Consider the following 17,346-nt stretch of genomic DNA (forward strand, 5'->3'; position numbering starts at 1 on the left):
AGTATACTATCGCTTGAAGCGCAATGCCTCTGGATACGGGAACACATCTTCGTATTGCCCTGCCACGATCTTGTCTTTTTTCGCCTGCCAGTAACGCGCATCCAACAAGTTGCGGTGGTATTTGAGGAAAGACTTGCGGATTCTGGGCGTAGATAGCAGAAACGTGCCGAATTCCTCTGGGAACACGTCGTTTGGCTCAATCGAATACCACGGTTCGGAACGGAATTCGTCTTCGGGGAAGCGTGGCGGCGGAATCTTGCGGAAGTTGCATTCCGTCATGTAAGTGATTTCGTCGTAGTCGTAGAACACCACCCGCCCCAGTTGCGTGACCCCAAAGTTTTTGTAGAGGAAGTCGCCGGGGAAAATATTCGCACCCGCCAGTTGTTTGATAGCGTTACCGTAGTCTTCGATGACCCGTTCTAGAAGGGCATCGTCGGCGGTTTCGATGAAGATATTCAGCGGAATCATGCGCCGCTCTAAATAAATGTGCCGGAATATCACGCTGTCGCCGTCAAAACTGATGCTGCTGGCACAGGTTTCCTGCAATTCTTGTAACAATTCCGGCACAAAACGTTCGACAGGCAGGACGACATTGGAATATTCCAACATATCCGCCATGCGCCCGACCCGATCATGGCGTTTCACCAACTGGTATTTGGCTTCGACTTGTTGGCGCGTGAATTCCTTTTGCGGTGCAAATTTGTCTTTAATAATCTTGAACACGTAGGGGTAGGAGGGCAGGGTGAATACCATCATCACCATCCCGCGTATCCCCGGTGCAATCACGAATGCATCGCTGGAATGGCGCAAGTGATGCAAAAAGTCGCGGTAAAACGCCGATTTACCTTGCTTGTGTAAGCCAATCGCCGAATACAGTTCCGAGGTATTGCGCCGTGGCAGCAATTGTTGCAGGAAGGATACTACCGCTGAAGGCACTTGGTGTTCCATCATGAAATACGCCTGCGAATAGCTGAATACCACTGAAAGCTGTTTTTCACCCAGCAGTAGCGTATCAATGTACAAGCCACCGTTCTCATTATTGAGGATAGGCAACGCAAACGCGATGTCGTCACGCCCATTGATCATGCGTCCGACAATATACGCGGCTTTGTTGCGGAAAAAGGGGTGGCGAATCACGGAAAGCTGAAAATTTAATTGCGCTTTGCGTGATGCTTTGCCGGGGTAGTGTTGGACGATGGCGCGGTAAATATTACGCAAATCCCGCCCTAAATTCTCGAAGGGCAACCCGAAACCCGCGTTCTTCAAAATACGCGTAATGGCTTCCCGCAGCCCAATGCTGTGGGGGTAATAGCAAACGTAGCTGGTTTCCTCCGAATCGACGTATTCGGTTGACATGGAGCTGCGCACAAAAATATACGTATTGGTGTAGTACTGGCGCGGAAAGTGGTGGCAAAACACCGAGGTATAAAACGTTTCGGCGAGTTCTGGCTGCTGGTGGTCGAGCAACTGGCGCATGTAACAGTATTTCACTTCGCGCCACAGTTCGGGGTCGATGCTGGTAATGTGGTACAGCTCGCGCATCGTTTCGATGGTTTCTTTCACGCGTCGGTCATACAGCACGATACGTTCTTGTGAGGCTGCTTGTACCGCATCCCAATTTGCATCCTCAAACCGCTGCCGTGCGCCGGAGGTGATTTGCTGGAAAATCTCAAAGTGTCGGTTAAAGCCTTGCAGGATAGTGGTGGCAATGCCACCCGCGAGAGGATTGAGGTTGAGTGCAGATTCTGACATAGCCAACGAAATCCAACGAAGCCAAAAGGTGCTCAAGATGTTACAGGAATATTTATGTGCGCTGCAACAAAGGTATCAAAGCAGCGCATAGGCATCACACTCGCCTTGATTGTCGACAATCTGTGTTTTTATCTGCGGATTTAGTGGCTTATTTCGCTTATTCTATATAAAATTGTAAGACAATGACGCTATGAGGAATGATCTTACATGAATAATGATACACCAAAAGTAATTTACACCTTGACGGATGAGGCGCCACTGCTGGCGACTTGTTCCTTGCTACCGATTATTCGTACCTTTGCATCAGGTGCGGGTATTGAAATCACCAAAAGCGATTTGTCGCTACCTGCCCGTACCCTTGCCGAGTTCTCGGACTATCTGACAGCAGAACAACAGGTATCGGATGAGCTGGCAGTCATGGCGCAACTCACACAAGAACCGGATAGCAATATTATCAAGCTGCCCAATATCAGTGCGTCTGTACCGCAACTGATATCCACGGTCAAAGAACTCCAAGCAGCAGGCTATCCGCTGCCAGATTACCCCGAAGATCCGCAAACCGAAGAAGAAAAAGCCCTGCTGCGCCGTTACTCCAAAGTGCTGGGCAGTGCGGTAAACCCGGTGCTGCGTGAAGGCAATTCGGATCGTCGCGTCCCCGCCGCCGTCAAGCGTTACGCCCAAACCTACCCGCATGAAATGAAGGAATGGAGTCAAGCGTCACGGACACACGTTTCGCACATGCATCACGGTGACTTCTATAGCAGTGAAAAATGCCTGACGCTGGATCATGCTTGCGATGTCAGCATGGATCTGGTGACCAAGAGCGGCGAAACCATCGTACTCAAGCCTAAAGTGTCCCTGCTGGAAGGCGAAATCATCGACAGCATGTTCATGAGCAAAAAAGCGCTGTGCGAGTTCTATGAAAAGCAGATTGATGACGCGAAGGAAACCGGCGTCATGTTCTCGCTGCACGTCAAAGCCACCATGATGAAAGTTTCGCACCCGATTGTGTTTGGCCACTGCGTCAAGATTTTCTACAAAGAGCTGTTTGAAAAACACGCGCAGTTGTTCAAGGAACTGGGTGTCAATCCGAACAACGGCATGAGCAGTGTGTATGAAAAAATTGCCACGCTGCCGACCTCGTTGCGTGAAGAAATTGAGCGGGATATTCATGCCTGTTACGAACATCGCCCGGAACTGGCGATGGTGGATTCCGCCAAAGGCATTTCCAATCTGCATTCCCCGAACCATGTCATCGTGGATGCCTCGATGCCAGCCATGATCCGCAATGGCGGCAAAATGTATGGCCCGGCGGGTAAGTTGAAAGATACCAAGGCGGTGATGCCGGAAAGTACCTTTGCGCGGATTTATCAGGAAATCATTAACTTCTGTAAAACCCACGGTTCGTTCGACCCCAGAACACTGGGTACGGTACCGAACGTTGGTTTGATGGCACAAAAAGCCGAAGAATACGGTTCGCACGACAAGACTTTTGAAATTCCCGAAGATGGCGTGGCGCGTATTGTGGATGATCAGGGCAATGTCCTGATTGAACAAAAGGTGGAAGCGGGCGACATCTGGCGTATGTGCCAGACCAAAGATCTGCCGGTGCGTGACTGGGTGGGTCTGGCGGTCAGACGGGCGCGTGAATCACAATTGCCTGCGGTGTTTTGGCTGGATGAGTACCGTCCGCATGAATACGAGCTGATCAAGAAGGTGAAAATGTACCTGAAGGATCACGATCTGACGGATGTTGATATTTGCATTATGTCCCCCCTGCGCGGGATGCGTTTCAGTCTGGAGCGTATTATTCGTGGCAAGAACACGATTTCCGTGACCGGCAATATTCTGCGTGACTACCTGACTGACCTGTTCCCGATCATGGAAGTAGGCACGAGTGCCAAAATGCTGTCGGTTGTCCCTTTGATGAAAGGCGGCGGTTTGTATGAAACAGGTGCAGGTGGTACTGCACCAGTCTTGGTGAAGCAATTGTTGGAAGAGAACCATCTAAGCTGGGACTCCTTAGGGGAGTTTCTGGCACTGACGGTTTCCTTTGAACAGGTGGCTAGACAATACGGTAGCAATAAAGCCAAAGTGCTCTCGGTCACGCTGGATGACGCTATCGGGAATGTGTTGTTGAGCGATAAGTCACCGAAACCGCGTACTGGCGAATTGGATACACGTGGCAATCATTTCTATCTGGCGATGTATTGGGCGCAAGCGCTTGCCAAGCAAACCGAAGAGCCGGAAATGGCGGAGCATTTTGGCAAGCTGGCGAAAGTCCTGACGGAAAATGAAGAAAAAATTCTGGCAGAGCTGAAGGACGCTCAAGGGCGACCCGTGGATATTGGCGGCTATTTCTTTGCCGATTCTGCAAAGACCAAAGCGGTGATGCGTCCGAGTGCGACGTTCACGAATGCGATTATGGCGGCACGTATGCCGGGTTTTAGTGCGGCGGAGTTGGATGCTCGTCACTAACTGATGCTAACCAGCGGATGACGCCCTCTCCGACCTCTCATCCGCTGGCGAAGCACGCTGTTAACTTACCTCACAACGGGTCGGTTCTGTATCCGGCGTATTGGCAATATAACGTTCGTAAAACAGCGCATCCCGCGCAATCCCCAATGGTTCCGCCACTTCTGCAATGCCCTCAATCAAACCGGGGGAACCGCAAATATACACATCCGGTTTACTCTCTTCTGCTTGCAAGGCTTCGGCAAACGCTGCCACCACCGAACCTTGATACCCCGACCAGCTCGCCGAAGCATTGGTCACGCAAATCTGGTACTGAAGGTTCGGATAGATTGCTGCCAGATCAGCCAGCTCCTGCTGGAAAAACACTTCCTCTTCGCTCCACAAGCCGAAAAACAGTTTGACTGGGTGCGGTTCCTCCCATTCTGCCATGCGTCGTAACATGGAGATGATTGAGGCCAAACCACAACCTCCGGCCACAAAATAACGCGGGCGCAAGCCATTATCCTGAAGAATAAAGGTGCCAAGCGGTCCTTCCAGCGTCAGTCTCATGCCCGGAATTGCCGTCTCGTGAAGGAAGCTCGAAAACTTCCCGTGTGGACGCAGTTTAACCAGAAATTCCAGTGTGCCATCCCAGTTCGGTGCATTCGCTAGCGAATAAGCGCGTTTGCTGTCCGTGCCGGGAAGGGTTAGTTCCACGAATTGCCCCGGTTCAAAATCCAGACTCAGATTGCCGTCGTCATCCGGCAGCAATTGCAGATCAAGCTTGATGGTGTCTTCGGTCAGGTAGGTTTTGGCGACAATCTCGGCTTCACGTACCGGGATTTTTTCAAAGCGTACCAGACTATGAGCATACGGCAGACGCATGGTCAAATCGCTGCGGGGAAATGTCCGGCACAGCAATACTTGTTGCTTGGCGCGGTCAGTATCGTTCAAAGCATCCGTGCTGCATTCACCCAAGGTGAATTCGCCGGATTCGCACTGAGCAATACACGCCCCGCAAGACCCGGCATGGCATTGGGCTGCCAGAAAAATATTCGCTTTCTCCGCCGCTGTAATGAGGTCTTCGCTTGCCTCGCAGGCGAAGGATAGGGTTTGTCCGTCGCTGGTGGTAAGTTGTATGTGGTGGGTTGGCATGTCAGGCTACCGCTCTGCCCAGTGCGGTTTGCAGGTCTTCTTCCGGCGAGTGGTTAACCCGCAGGTCGAAGCGTTCCGACAACACCGCTAGCAGGTTGGGCGTGAGGTAAGGCGGCAGGCTTGGCCCCAGATGAATACCTTTCACTCCAGCCGCCAGCAAGGATAACAGCACCGCCGTGGCCTTCTGTTCAAACCAGGAAATCATCAGTGACAACGGCAGTTCATTCACGCCGCATTCAAACGCATTCGCTAGTGCCGCTGCGACCTTGATGGCAGAATGGGCATCGTTACATTGCCCCATATCCAACAGGCGCGGGATGCCACCGATGTTACCGTAGTCATGCTGGTTGAAGCGGTATTTGGCGCAGCCCAAGGTCAACATAATGGTGTTATCTGGGGTTTTGTCTGCCAGTTCGGTGTAATAATTGCGCCCCGGTTTTGCGCCGTCACAGCCACCGATCACGAAGAAATGCTTGATAGCGCCGGATTTAACTGCATCCACCACTTTGTCAGCTACGCCCAGCACAGTCTTATGCCCGAAGCCCGTGGTAATGGTTTTGGCTTCCTCATCCTGCTTGAATCCGGGCAATGCTTTGGCAGCTTGAATCAGCGGCGCGTAATTCCCGTTATCAATGTGACGCACACCGGGCCAACCGACTGGGCCGGTGGTGAAGATGCGCTGGCGGTAAATTTTGGCTGGTTCAATGATGCAGTTGGATGTGAGTATGATCGGGCCGGGGAATTCGGCAAATTCGCGTTGCTGGTCTTGCCATGCGCCACCGAAATTCCCTACCAAATGCGCGTATTTTTTCAGGCCGGGGTAGGCATGGGCGGGCAACATTTCACCGTGGGTATACACGTTGATGCCTTGGTCTTTGGTCTGTTCGAGTATCTGCGCCAGATCGTGCAGGTCATGACCGCTGACGAGGATGGCTTTGCCCTCCACAGGGGTAACACGTACTTGGGTAATTTCCTGATCACCAAATGTGCCATTGTTAGCACGATCCAGCAAATCCATGACCTTCAGGTTCAGATGACCTGCGGATAATGCCTGAGCCAACAGGTCTTCAATGTCGGTGGGATTCGTGGTCAGGTAAGCCAGAATCCGTTCGATTTCAGCGTCAATGTCGTCTTCGTGATAGCTCAGTGTCCGCGCATGATGGGAATAGGCACACACGCCCTTCATGCCGTAGGTAATCAGCACCCGCAAGCCGTTCACGTCTTCGCCTACTAGCTCGTGATCTTTGTTTACCACCGCAACGGATTCTTGTTTGAGGATGCCGTCCATGTCGGTGGCAGGTTGGAACTGTGCTGGGCCTGCGGGTTCTACGAGCGGTTTGCCTTGCGCCGTTGCAGCAGCGACGTATTGCGCTTTGATGCTGTCACGGATATGGGCAGCTTCCTGCACCATGTTCACAAAGCGTGTCGCGGTGAAGTTGACGTTGGTCAGGGTAGTGAAAAAACCGTATTGAATAAAGTCATCCACCGCTTTGTCGATGACGCCGACGCTGCGAGCAAGTTGCGCGTACTGGGCAATACCCTTGATCTGGTAAATCAGGATGTCCTGAAGGTCAGAGGTGTTGGCATCTTTGCCACAAACGCCTTTGTCGGTAGCACAGCCGTCGAGGGTATCGGTGCGCATGGTCTGTTCACATTGATAGCAAAACATGGTGGTTTTTCCTTTGGTTGAATAGCGGGTGTCGGGCACTCTAGGCATTCTTGATCGCGCTTGCCTTGACCGCCGTCAAGTCCTTCCATTACGCTCAGGTATTTACGATGCCAATACCCTCACGACAAGGATGCAACATGGAGCAGTTACTGCGTATTGCCCCCCTCTTTCAAAATTTGACCCAACACGACTTGCTACCCATTGCCAATGCTTCCCGTAAAGTGTCTTGTGTCGCTGGTCAGCAACTGTTTATTGAAGGTGACCCGGCAATCCAGTTGTTTCTGGTGCTGAAAGGCAGTGTGCGCCTGTACCGCCTGACCCATGATGGTAAGGAAAAAGTGATTGAAATCATCCGCGCAGGTGAAACATTTGCTGAATCAGTGGCCTTATTGGGTAGGCCATACCCCGTTTGTGCGAGTGCGATTGACGCGCTGGAGATGATTGCGATCCCCGCTGAGGTGATCAAAGCACAGGTTGAACAAAACACTGGGTTGGCGCTGAAAATGCTGGCAAGCCTGAGTTTGCGGGTACACCGGTTTGTGAATGACATCCATGCGCTCAGTATGTCTACCGCCCAGCAAAAAGTGGCGGGCTATTTTCTGGCTTTTTTGTCGGCAGAGGCTGATGAACAATGTATCCAGCTACCGTCGACCAAAGCACTGGTAGCGGCTCGGTTGGGCTTGCAACCGGAAACGTTTTCGCGGGTGTTGGGCAGGATGAAGGAACAGGGCGTGATCCGCGAAGAAAATGCGCAAATCGTGGTATTAGCGCCTGAGAAGCTGCGGCAGTTACGGGATGAGTAAGTGAGTCAGCGTACCAACCAGCGGATGACGCCCTCTCCGACCTCTCGTCCGCTGGCGAAGCACGCCGTCAGGAGATAACCGCCTGTCGGCGCTTCCCAATCCAACATTTCCCCCGCGCAAAATACTCCCGGTAAGTGCCGCAACATCAAATTTTCATCCAAGGCTTCAAACGGTACGCCGCCTGCGGTGCTGATGGCCTCGTCTATTGGCGTGGTGGCGGTCACGGTGATGGGAATGGCTTTTAAGGTTGCTGCCAGCAGTGGAATGTTCTGCCAGTGGGTTTTATCCAGCGTTTCAAACAGCAGTGCTGCTTTTACCCCATCCAGTTTCCAGTGGCTTTTCAGGAAGTTGCCCAGCGTTTTGTTGGCAGGCTTTTTGTGCAAAGCGGCTTCAAGCTGGGCGTGGCTGTGGTTGGGAAGCAAATCCAGATGGAAGGTGGCTGAACCGTGGGCACTGAGGGTATCACGCAAGCGGGCGGCAAAGGCGTAGATCACGCTGCCTTCCACACCGCGTTCTGTGATGATCATTTCACCCATACGCGTTTCGGTTTTCCCGTTAAGAGCTGTGAAACTTAGGGTGACGGATTTTAGGGGTGAACCCGCAAAGCGGCTGCTGAGGTGTTCGCTCCATGCACACAGAAAGCCGCAGTTGGCGGGTTTTAAGGGGGCGAGGGGGATGTGACGGTCGGTTAGCAGTTTGACCCATGCGCCATCGCTGCCGAGTTTTTTCCAGCTACCACCGCCGAGCGCGAGGATGACGGCGGTGTAGGGAACGATAACTGTATCTTGAGGTGTCTCGAACATGAGCTGCCCATGTGGATCCCACCCCATCCAACGATGACGCGGATGCACCCGCAACCCGTTACGCTTCAGCCGTGCCAACCACGCCCGCAACAGCGGTGCAGCCTTCATTTCCTTGGGAAATACCCGTCCCGACGTACCAACAAACGTTTCCACCCCCAATTCCGCACACCACGCCCGCAATTCCTCTGCCCCAAAACGTGCTAACAGCGGTTGTAATTGCGGTTGACGTTCGGCGTAGCGGCTGCAAAATGCGTCAAACGGTTCAGAGTGGGTAATGTTCAAACCGCCAATGCCTGCCAGCAAGAACTTGCGCCCCAGTGTGGGCATCGCGTCGTACAAATCCACGCTGTAACCCATGTTGGTAAGTTGTTCGGCAGCCATCAACCCAGCGGGGCCGCCGCCGATAATGATCACACTCAACTGCGAATCCCAATCCCTTTGTTCAACAAATGCAGGCTAAACCAGCCCAGCAGCAGGATAAATGCCATGATTACCCCGTAACTCAGCCAGATCGACATATCCGACGCACCCAAAATGCCATAACGGAAGCCATTTACCATGTAAAGCACGGGATTCAGCAAGGAAATGTTCTGCCAGAGTGGTGATAGCATCGCAATCGAGTAAAACACCCCACCCAAATACGTCAACGGTGTCAGCACAAAAGTCGGCACAATGGTGATGTCATCGAAACTTTTCGCGTACACCGCATTGATCAGCCCCGCCAGCGAAAACAGCGTGGAAGTCAGCAGTACGATGGTAAAGGTGATGAAAATGTGTTGCACGCTCAAGTCGCTGAACAGCAATGACACCAATGTGACCGCCAGCCCAACGGCTAAACCCCGCGCTACGCCACCGCTAATAAAACCTGCTAGAATGATCCAATTCGGCATGGGCGACACCAGCATTTCGGCGATATTGCCCTGAAACTTGCTGCCATAAAACGACGACACCACGTTAGCGTAGGAGTTGGTAATCACCGTCATCATGATCAACCCCGGTGTGATGAAGTCGATGTAGCTATGCCCGCCCATGTCGCCAATTTGCGAGCCGATTAAGTTACCGAAAATGACGAAATACAGCGCAGTGGTGATCACGGGGGGGACAATAGTTTGCACCCAGATTCGTGTGAAACGCAGCACTTCTTTGACCAGAATGGTGGTGTAGGCTGTCCATTGTTGTTGTGCATTCAATGCTTGTTGTTCTCCACTAAATCCATGAAAAGCTGTTCTAAGCGGTTGGTTTTATTACGCATACTGTTGACGATGACACCGTGTTCATTGAGGAAGGCGAAGACTTTATTGAGCGAATAGTGTTCTTTGTGGAACACGACTTCCACGGTAGTCGGGTCTTGCAGGGTGAAATGGCACAGGTTGCTGGTGGTCGGCAATATATCCACGGGGCTGGCAAGGTCGAAGACGTAGCTTTCGGTGTCCAGTCGGTTGAGAAGCTGTTTCATGCTGGTGTTTTCGATCAGCTCGCCACGGTCAATAATGCCAATATTACGGCACAGGCTTTCGGCTTCTTCGAGATAGTGGGTGGTGAGAATGATGGTGGTGCCATCCGCGTTGAGCTTGCGCAGGAATTCCCACATCGAGCGGCGGATTTCGATGTCAACGCCCGCCGTGGGTTCGTCGAGGATGAGCAGACGCGGTTGGTGGATGAGGGAACGTGCAATCATCAGGCGGCGTTTCATGCCACCGGAGAGGGTGCGGGCTTGGTCGCGGGCTTTTTCCCACAAGCCGAGTTGCTTGAGCAAGACTTCGGCACGGGCAAACGCTTCCGCACGCGGGATGCCGTAATAGCCGCCCTGATTCACGAGGATTTCGACGACTGGCTCGAAGATATTGAAGTTGAATTCTTGCGGCACTAGCCCGATTTGCGCTTTGGCTTGTTCGCGCTGGGTGTCGAGGTCGTAGCCGAAAATGCTGACCTTGCCTGCGGTTTTATTCACCAAGGAGCTGGCAATGCCGATGGTGGTGGATTTGCCTGCCCCGTTTGCGCCGAGTAGGGCGAAGAAGTCGCCTTGTTCCACGCGCAAGTCGATGCCTTTCAGCGCGGTGAAACCGTTGCCGTAGGTTTTTTGTAAGCCTTGAATGTCGAGAGCTATTGTCATGATGTACGTATACGTTCTGTGCCAAAGTTACCAGATGGTAGCATGTTCCCGCTTGAAGGCGTAAAGCCACTCTTCGTATTCCCGTTATAGTAGTTACCTGATTAATGGTAGGTAAAGTGAGCATGAAAAAGACGGTATTAGGTATGTTGGTATGCCTCAGTTTATTGAACGCTTGTTCTACAGAGGATGCAGCGCTCCCTGCGCAAACGGAGCGTGAGGCATTTTTACAAGCACAAGTGCAGTTGTTGCAGGCGCAGCAGCACTTGTTGACATTGCAAACGATACAACGCCAGCATGATGCGGCTTTGGGGAGCTTGCGAGACAGTAATTTGACCACGAATTGTGCCGTTAGCAATACTTGCGTGGTGGAGATACGGGAATTCCCCCATCGAGAGTAAAACCGCTATAGACGTATTGTATCCTAGCAATGAACTGGCTACAGTGCCGCCTGTTGTGGGAGGGGATGCATTGCTAACATTATTATTCAACACCGTTAAACCTCATTGGCATTGGCATTGGCATTGGCATTGGCTATGGCGTGTACCGCTGGCGATGCTGCTTGCTCTGGTGGTCTGGCTGCTGATTTTTCGCTGGCTGCCGGTGCCGACCTCGGCGTTTATGTTGCGGCAAGATGTGGTGGCCATCTTTAGCGCGGAAACGCCGTTTGTGCGCCACGACTGGGTGAGTTTGGAGGAGATTCCGCGCCACATGCAGTTGGCGGTGATTGCCTCCGAAGATCAACGGTTTGCGGAACATTGGGGCATTGATATGGTGGCGACCGAGGCGGCGATTCGGGCGGAAATGCGCGGGCGCGGCAAAGGCGGCGGTAGCACGATTACTCAGCAGTTGGTGAAAAACCTGTTCCTGTGGGAAGGGCGGAGTTATGTGCGCAAGGGCTTGGAATGGGGCATTGCTGGGGTGATGGAAATCTTTTGGTCGAAAGAGCGGATTTTGGAGGTTTACCTGAATACCGCGCAGTTTGGTAAGGCGGATTATGGCGTGGGGGCGGCGAGTGCGAATTTGCTGCATAAGTCGGTCGGCAAGCTGGGGGCTGCGGATGCGGCATTGCTGGCAGCGGTGTTGCCCGCGCCGAGTAAATACAGCGCGGTGAAGCCATCGGGGTATGTGCGGGCGCGGCAGGGGCGGATTTTGCGGCAGATGCGCTCGATTGGTGGGGCGGCGTATTTGCAGCGTTTGGATTGAGTCGAAAGCGTACATTCTGCGCTTGTAATCCTTTCGTTATGGCATATCATACCATGATGAAAGCCAAGAAACTCCTCGACAGTAAACATGCTTTTGATGATGGCGCAATCCAGCAGCTTGTCATCTGGGATCTGCCTAAACCCGTGTTTGGTAGCTAGCACCATTACAAGTACAGCCTGTACTACGGCAAAGATGGGGAACGAATTGTCGGTTATGACAACGAACGCGGCAAGGGCGACCACAAACATATTCACGGGCAGGAATATCCTTACACATTCAGTGGCTTGGATGTGTTGGTGAGGGACTTTTTAGACGATGTAAAGAGGGTAAAACATGAACGATAAAACACTATTGGTCTATATCGGCACAGCAGAAGACGCACTTCAAGACTTCATGGATGTCTGGAAAAGCGGTAAACCCGCCAGCCCCGTCAATCGCTTGAGTTTTGAAAGCATGGCTGGCTTCATGCGGGCATTCACTCCCAAACGCTGGGAACTGCTGGATGTTCTGAAGCGACGCGGCGAACAAAACATCAACCAATTGGCGCAATTGTTAGGACGCGATTACAAGAATGTGCATACTGACATTCAAACACTGCATGAATTGGGGCTAGTGCAAAAAGACAAAAACGGGCTGGTGTTTGTCCCTTGGGATGAAATAGAAACCCATTTCAAATTGGGAATGGCAGCTTGATTTAAAACCGATTACGCGCAAAGCAAATACCGCCAAGCAGCCACAACCTTGATAGTTACCCCGTCGTCTTCCTGCCACTGCGCGTCTTCATCCCGCGTCACAATCACCCCTTGCTGAACACCGCAAAAACGGCAAGCTGCCAGCAATCCCGCTACCTCCCGCGCACGGGTGGTGGGATCACCCAACTCATAACACACCTGCATCGGTAACAACTCGCCCGTTGGTTGCTGCACCACAAAATCGCATTCCTGCGCCCCTTTCACAAACAGCAGTTCCAACCCTTGCTTGCGTAACTCCATTGCCATCAGGTTTTCCAGCAACTTGCCTTTGTCTTGCCCCGCTCGCCAGCTAAAGGCATTGATCAAGCCGTTATCGACGATATAGGCTTTTTTGTCGCCTAATTCACGCCGCACCAATGACGGGTCATATTTGTACGCCAATTGCAGCAAGTAAATCGCATTCGCTTGTTCCAAATACTGGTGCAGCGTGTCTTTGCTGACACGAAATCCCGCAGACTTGAGTTCGTTGTGAATTTTGTTGATTGATAACGGGCTAGTCACACCTTCGATGCAACGCCGTAGAAAAAACTTGAGTGCTTGCACATTACGTTCCTGATAACGCTCGATCAGGTCGCGATAGATCATCACATCGAAATATTCGGTCAGCAGCTTGCGGCGGATGTTGTCATCATCCAGCAACACCACCTCAGGAAAGCCACCGTGCAGCATAAATTGTTCAAAAGCAACGTTGATTAAGGCGACGGATTGAGAAGAATGCAAGTCAGGCAAAATCCCTTGAAACGCCAGATATTCGCCAAATGACAGTGGAAATACTTCATAACGCAAGGTTCTACCCCGCAAAGCCGTCGCGATTTCGCTTCCCAGCAATTTGCTGTTAGACCCCGTAATAAACAAATGGCGCGACACACTGTCATCCAGCCGCCGCACAAACAACTCCCAACGTGGAATATTTTGGATTTCGTCAAAGAAAAAGTAGCACTGCGCTAAATCCAATGCTGGATACAGTTCACGGTAAGCCTGCACAATCAAATCCAGCTCGTGGGTAGCGAGATCCAACCGCTCGTCCTCAAAATTCAGGTAAACAATCTGCTCACGCGGCACGGTTTGGCGTAATTGTTCAATAGCTTGCAAGAGGATGGATGACTTGCCGCTACGCCGCACGCCTGTCAATGTCACCACTTTGTTGAGGTGTAAGGGGATGTCTAACAGGCGTGGCTTCAGCGCGGGAATATCGCGCAGGTGGAAGTCACGGATCAATGTTTTCAGCAGTTCTTTCTTAGTCATACTGCTATTTTAGTAGAAATCTTCCTTATTAGAAGGAAGATTTCTAAAAAATATTAAGGCAATATCACCCGCACCGATTCCGACGGACGTAACACCTCTTTCGCATTGCGCTTAAAGAGAATATCCAGCTCGTAAATCGCGCCTTCCGGTTCGATCCGCACCGCTTCCACGCCTTGGCTGTAGACTTTGCCGCTACGGTTATCGCCGTTCACCTGCACTTGCGCTGTCGAACCCACCGCATAACGCCGCAAAACATCCGCCGTCACCAACACACGTGCCAACATCTGATCATCGGGTGCTAGGCTAACCAGCGGCTGGTCTTGCTTGCCTGCAAAAATCACCGCACCTTGCCACGCATTATTGGCGGCAATAATCCCCGCAAATGGTGCTTTGAGTTCGGTATGCCCCAAGGCGACTTGCGCGGCTTCTTCCGTTGCTTTCGCCGATTCCATTTCGGTGGTGGCTACCGCTTTTTTCAACTCGCCGTCTTTGAGTTCTTCCTCGGCAATCAAACCGCGATCAAACAGCTCTTGGGTACGCGCCATATCACGTTCCGCGTCATCCATGCTCAACGTGGCACGGGCTACCCGCGCTTTGGCTTCCAGCAACGCCGCTTTTTGTTTGCGCTGATCCATGCGTACCAGTAAATCACCTTTGTTGACATGTTGCCCCGTGGTCACATTCACCGCATCAATCACACCGTTTTCGACGACGCGCATATCCACCTTGTGCTGCCATTCCAGACGACCTTTCAGTTCCAGTGCGTGCACAGGCAAACTGCACAGCAACAGGGCAGGTAATACGAGCCGGAGGGTAGTCGAGAAGTGTTTCATGCTGGCTTATCCTCTGTTTTCGGGGCAGGTTTCGGCAACGGCCAAACCGGATTGCCTTGCAAGGCGTTTAATTGCGCAAAGGTCAGGGCGCGGCAGAATTGGATTTGCTGTTGTTGCAAGCGGGCTTTGCTTTGCTGGGTCATCGCATCGCCAATGTCGGATTTGACTTCTTGCTCATACAACGTGCGGCTGCGTTCCAGATAATAATCACGCCACAGAATTTCCGCTTGGGAACGTTCTTCGGCTACCTTGAACACATCCAAACGCAGCAGCAATTCGAGGAGGTGTTGGCGTAATTCCATGTCGATGACGGCGCGTTCTTCGGCGGTGGCATCGTCGCGGCGGTCATCCAGCCATTTGTTGTTTTTCAGGCTGGTTTCGACCAATTCATCCAACGGCGGTAATTCGGTTGGAAATGCGCCAATCGTGGGTGGATTCAGCTCATTCGGCAGTTTTTGCGGATTATTGATGGCTTGCGCCAATAGCGAACGGGTTAAGCGTTGCGAGGCAGCACTGGCAGCTCCTTGCTGGCGCACTACTTGGTATTCTGCGTCGAGTTCCGCCACATCCAATTCCGAAAACTCTTTCAACTCCAAACGGGTACGCGTGCGGTCGAGTGGGATGAAATACACCGCCATGTTTTCGTTATCACGCACCGCGCTCGAATCTGCCAGTACCACATCGAAAAACCGCTCCATAATGTCGAGGCGTTGTTTTTCTAGCGGCGCAATCAGGTTGGGCAGCAAGCGGTCGCGCTGATTGTCTGCCCCCGTATTGCTGTTATACGCCAGATTATGGCAATCCAAATACAGCGGCTGCGGGGCAGGGTGGCGCAACGCAATGTCAGGTGCTAGCTGGCTGCGGGGATGACCTTCCGCGTAGTTGACTGCCTGATCAAGGCTCAACGGGTCAGGAACATCGGCAGCTTGCACACTCGTGAAGATGATCAGGGGGGATAACACCCCCCACCAGCAAGCCTTAACTCTTCGCATCATCAGCCTTGGCAGCCGCATCGCCACCTTGCTCGCGCTTGAATTTCGAGAACGGTGTTTCCTCATTCTTTTTATCGACGACGTATTTGCCAAACAGCATGAATTCATCCGCGTCTTTGGTTGCGCCGGTTAGCCGCCCGTTTTTCATTGGCTCGCCATCCAAGCCAATGAATTGGAATACGGGCGTGGCACGCACGCGGAATTCTTTCAAGGAAAAGTCTTTTTGAGTCGTGGCATCACCTTTAAAGTTGGTTAATTCCACGTCGCCTTCAATATCGACGCTGACAATGCGGAAGTTTTCTTTGTAGTAATCTTGAATATCGCTGCGGTTGAGGACAGTGCTTTTCATGCGTTGGCAGAACGGGCATTCGTCCATTTCAAACATCATCAGCACGCCTTTTTTGCCGTCGGCTTTGGCGGTGGCGAGTTCTTCCTTCATGTCATTGAAGCTTTCGTCGAAGAATTTGGCTGCTTCGCGGATTTCCACTTCAGGTGTCGTGGTTGTTTCGGTTGCTTTGGTATCTGCGGCAGGTGCAGGTTTATCTGCCAATGAAGCACTGGGCGTGGTTACTGGCTTGTCATCCGCCATCACGGTGGATATGGACACGCTCAGTGATACAAACGCAGTCAATAGAATGGTACGTAACACGTTGAAATCCTCCTAATGTTGTCTACTGTTATTATGACAATGCGAACCACAGTATAGCAGGCATAATGAGTAAACTGGCAAGATTACCCAGCAGTACAATCGAGGCAACGCGATCCGGCTCTTGCTGATATTGTTCCGCCACCAACACATTCAGCACCGCCGGAGGGAGTGCGGCAAAGATCAGCAATTGCGCGTATTGGGTGGCATCTAAGTGCAGCAACGGCATGACCAAATACACGCAAGCAATGCCCGCCGCAGGCCCTGCGATTGCGCCAAATGTGCCGAGTTTCCAATCACGCAAATTCACATCCAATAAACGCACGCCCAAGGAAAACAGCAATAGCGGTACTGACACTTGCCCCAATAGTTTCACGGTATTTGCCAAGGCATCCGGCAAGGTAATGTGTAAACTGCTGCACAATAACCCCAGAATCGTGGCTTGAATCATTGGCATTTTCAGCAAGTTAAACGGGTTGGTACGGTGATTGAGGATGTAAAATCCCACCGTAAAATGCAGCACCATTTCAATAATGAACAGCACAATCGCCGCTTGCAGCGCGGTTTCCCCAAACGCAAACAGCACCAGTGGAATACCCATATTGCCGGAATTATTGAACATCATCGGCGGCAAAAAGGTTTTCAGATTAATGCGTAATAGCCACGCAATTGGCAACAATAACAAACCCGAACCGAGCACTACCGTTATCCCGCCAATCGCTAGGTCGCGGTATGCCACGAAATCAAACGGTTTATCCATCAGCGCCCAGAACACCAGAAAGGGCGCAAAGAATTCCATGTTCAAACGATTCACCACCGCCATATCGGGGCGGCGGAAATAGCCATACGCCGCACCCATAGCGGCGCACGCGAAGACCGGAAAGATGATACTGAGAATGCGTAAGGTGGCTTCTAGCATGAGTGGT

At 52.0% G+C, this 17,346-nt stretch carries 17 protein-coding genes; 6 read left to right on the plus strand and 11 right to left on the minus strand.

All coding sequences use genetic code 11. The features are described from left to right. Positions 1-6: 6 nt before the first annotated feature. Entirely contained in the window at positions 7-1,752 is a 1,746-nt protein-coding gene (gene aceK, locus J1836_RS01290; protein WP_207249465.1) for a bifunctional isocitrate dehydrogenase kinase/phosphatase, read from the minus strand. A 207-nt stretch (positions 1,753-1,959) separates the two neighbouring features. Between aceK and J1836_RS01295 the strand changes: the two genes are divergently transcribed. Then, on the plus strand, positions 1,960-4,230 hold the full coding sequence (locus tag J1836_RS01295) for an NADP-dependent isocitrate dehydrogenase (RefSeq protein ID WP_207249466.1): 2,271 nt from the start codon (positions 1,960-1,962) through the stop codon (positions 4,228-4,230). Positions 4,231-4,290: 60 nt separating this feature from the next. Here the strand turns inward: J1836_RS01295 and J1836_RS01300 are convergent, their stop codons facing one another. Both J1836_RS01300 and hcp read right to left on the minus strand, forming a co-directional pair. Then, positions 4,291-5,361, minus strand: a complete 1,071-nt coding sequence (locus J1836_RS01300; protein WP_207249467.1) for an FAD-binding oxidoreductase — start codon at positions 5,359-5,361, stop codon at positions 4,291-4,293. Position 5,362: 1 nt separating this feature from the next. Further along, positions 5,363-7,030: a hydroxylamine reductase gene (gene hcp, locus J1836_RS01305; protein ID WP_207249468.1), complete on the minus strand. Its 1,668-nt coding sequence runs from the start codon at positions 7,028-7,030 to the stop codon at positions 5,363-5,365. A 137-nt stretch (positions 7,031-7,167) separates the two neighbouring features. On the opposite strand from hcp, the gene J1836_RS01310 reads away from it, so the two are divergent. Then, positions 7,168-7,833 (plus strand): Crp/Fnr family transcriptional regulator, encoded by a 666-nt coding sequence (locus J1836_RS01310; protein WP_207249469.1) that lies wholly within the window; start codon positions 7,168-7,170, stop codon positions 7,831-7,833. A 5-nt stretch (positions 7,834-7,838) separates the two neighbouring features. Here J1836_RS01310 and J1836_RS01315 read toward each other — a convergent pair whose 3' ends face one another. The 3 genes from J1836_RS01315 to J1836_RS01325 are packed head-to-tail and all read right to left on the minus strand — an operon-like array spanning position 7,839 to position 10,749. Continuing rightward, positions 7,839-9,017, minus strand: a complete 1,179-nt coding sequence (locus J1836_RS01315) for a TIGR03862 family flavoprotein (protein ID WP_207249628.1) — start codon at positions 9,015-9,017, stop codon at positions 7,839-7,841. Positions 9,018-9,052: 35 nt separating this feature from the next. Then, positions 9,053-9,826, minus strand: coding sequence for an ABC transporter permease (locus J1836_RS01320; RefSeq protein WP_207249470.1), 774 nt, complete (start codon positions 9,824-9,826; stop codon positions 9,053-9,055). Continuing rightward, a complete protein-coding gene (locus J1836_RS01325) occupies positions 9,823-10,749 on the minus strand; it encodes an ABC transporter ATP-binding protein (RefSeq protein ID WP_207249471.1) in 927 nt (308 codons plus the stop codon). The genes J1836_RS01320 and J1836_RS01325 overlap by 4 nt, the downstream gene beginning before the upstream one ends. A 122-nt stretch (positions 10,750-10,871) precedes the next feature. On the opposite strand from J1836_RS01325, the gene J1836_RS01330 reads away from it, so the two are divergent. The 4 genes from J1836_RS01330 (at position 10,872) to J1836_RS01345 (ending at position 12,645) form a co-directional block, all read left to right on the plus strand. Further along, complete coding sequence (locus tag J1836_RS01330; RefSeq protein ID WP_207249472.1) at positions 10,872-11,147, plus strand: hypothetical protein; 276 nt, start codon at positions 10,872-10,874, stop codon at positions 11,145-11,147. Positions 11,148-11,217: 70 nt separating this feature from the next. Next, positions 11,218-11,952, plus strand: coding sequence for a monofunctional biosynthetic peptidoglycan transglycosylase (gene mtgA, locus J1836_RS01335; protein ID WP_242632687.1), 735 nt, complete (start codon positions 11,218-11,220; stop codon positions 11,950-11,952). A gap of 203 nt (positions 11,953-12,155) precedes the next feature. Then, the gene (locus tag J1836_RS21890) at positions 12,156-12,296 is read left to right on the plus strand and encodes a toxin-antitoxin system TumE family protein (protein ID WP_372447660.1); all 141 of its coding nucleotides are present in this window, start codon (positions 12,156-12,158) and stop codon (positions 12,294-12,296) included. Next, on the plus strand, positions 12,286-12,645 hold the full coding sequence (locus J1836_RS01345) for an HVO_A0114 family putative DNA-binding protein (protein WP_207249473.1): 360 nt from the start codon (positions 12,286-12,288) through the stop codon (positions 12,643-12,645). The genes J1836_RS21890 and J1836_RS01345 overlap by 11 nt, the downstream gene beginning before the upstream one ends. 11 nt (positions 12,646-12,656) lie before the next feature. Here the strand turns inward: J1836_RS01345 and J1836_RS01350 are convergent, their stop codons facing one another. Genes J1836_RS01350 through J1836_RS01370 form a run of 5 tightly spaced genes read right to left on the minus strand, consistent with a single transcriptional unit; the run spans position 12,657 to position 17,339 of the window. Then, positions 12,657-13,949 (minus strand): ATP-binding protein, encoded by a 1,293-nt coding sequence (locus tag J1836_RS01350; RefSeq protein ID WP_207249474.1) that lies wholly within the window; start codon positions 13,947-13,949, stop codon positions 12,657-12,659. 53 nt (positions 13,950-14,002) lie between these two features. After that, the gene (locus tag J1836_RS01355) at positions 14,003-14,782 is read right to left on the minus strand and encodes an efflux RND transporter periplasmic adaptor subunit (protein ID WP_207249475.1); all 780 of its coding nucleotides are present in this window, start codon (positions 14,780-14,782) and stop codon (positions 14,003-14,005) included. Beyond that, positions 14,779-15,777 (minus strand): TolC family protein, encoded by a 999-nt coding sequence (locus J1836_RS01360; protein ID WP_207249476.1) that lies wholly within the window; start codon positions 15,775-15,777, stop codon positions 14,779-14,781. Before J1836_RS01360 ends, J1836_RS01355 begins: the two co-directional genes overlap by 4 nt. After that, positions 15,761-16,423, minus strand: a complete 663-nt coding sequence (locus J1836_RS01365; RefSeq protein WP_242632688.1) for a thioredoxin family protein — start codon at positions 16,421-16,423, stop codon at positions 15,761-15,763. Before J1836_RS01365 ends, J1836_RS01360 begins: the two co-directional genes overlap by 17 nt. Positions 16,424-16,454: 31 nt before the next feature. After that, positions 16,455-17,339 (minus strand): AEC family transporter, encoded by an 885-nt coding sequence (locus tag J1836_RS01370; RefSeq protein ID WP_207249477.1) that lies wholly within the window; start codon positions 17,337-17,339, stop codon positions 16,455-16,457. Positions 17,340-17,346 lie beyond the last annotated feature (7 nt).

It is taken from the genome of Thiothrix fructosivorans, assembly GCF_017349355.1.
Lineage (GTDB): Bacteria > Pseudomonadota > Gammaproteobacteria > Thiotrichales > Thiotrichaceae > Thiothrix > Thiothrix fructosivorans.

Bases quoted from the DNA above. Each gene is read 5' to 3' on its own strand.
- aceK (WP_207249465.1), bottom strand. From the start codon at position 1,752: ATGTCAGAATCTGCACTCAACCTCAATCCTCTCGCGGGTGGCATTGCC.
- J1836_RS01295 (WP_207249466.1), top strand. From the start codon at position 1,960: ATGAATAATGATACACCAAAAGTAATTTACACCTTGACGGATGAGGCG.
- J1836_RS01300 (WP_207249467.1), bottom strand. From the start codon at position 5,361: ATGCCAACCCACCACATACAACTTACCACCAGCGACGGACAAACCCTA.
- hcp (WP_207249468.1), bottom strand. From the start codon at position 7,030: ATGTTTTGCTATCAATGTGAACAGACCATGCGCACCGATACCCTCGAC.
- J1836_RS01310 (WP_207249469.1), top strand. From the start codon at position 7,168: ATGGAGCAGTTACTGCGTATTGCCCCCCTCTTTCAAAATTTGACCCAA.
- J1836_RS01315 (WP_207249628.1), bottom strand. From the start codon at position 9,017: ATGGCTGCCGAACAACTTACCAACATGGGTTACAGCGTGGATTTGTAC.
- J1836_RS01325 (WP_207249471.1), bottom strand. From the start codon at position 10,749: ATGACAATAGCTCTCGACATTCAAGGCTTACAAAAAACCTACGGCAAC.
- J1836_RS01330 (WP_207249472.1), top strand. From the start codon at position 10,872: ATGAAAAAGACGGTATTAGGTATGTTGGTATGCCTCAGTTTATTGAAC.
- J1836_RS01345 (WP_207249473.1), top strand. From the start codon at position 12,286: ATGAACGATAAAACACTATTGGTCTATATCGGCACAGCAGAAGACGCA.
- J1836_RS01350 (WP_207249474.1), bottom strand. From the start codon at position 13,949: ATGACTAAGAAAGAACTGCTGAAAACATTGATCCGTGACTTCCACCTG.
- J1836_RS01355 (WP_207249475.1), bottom strand. From the start codon at position 14,782: ATGAAACACTTCTCGACTACCCTCCGGCTCGTATTACCTGCCCTGTTG.
- J1836_RS01360 (WP_207249476.1), bottom strand. From the start codon at position 15,777: ATGATGCGAAGAGTTAAGGCTTGCTGGTGGGGGGTGTTATCCCCCCTG.
- J1836_RS01370 (WP_207249477.1), bottom strand. From the start codon at position 17,339: ATGCTAGAAGCCACCTTACGCATTCTCAGTATCATCTTTCCGGTCTTC.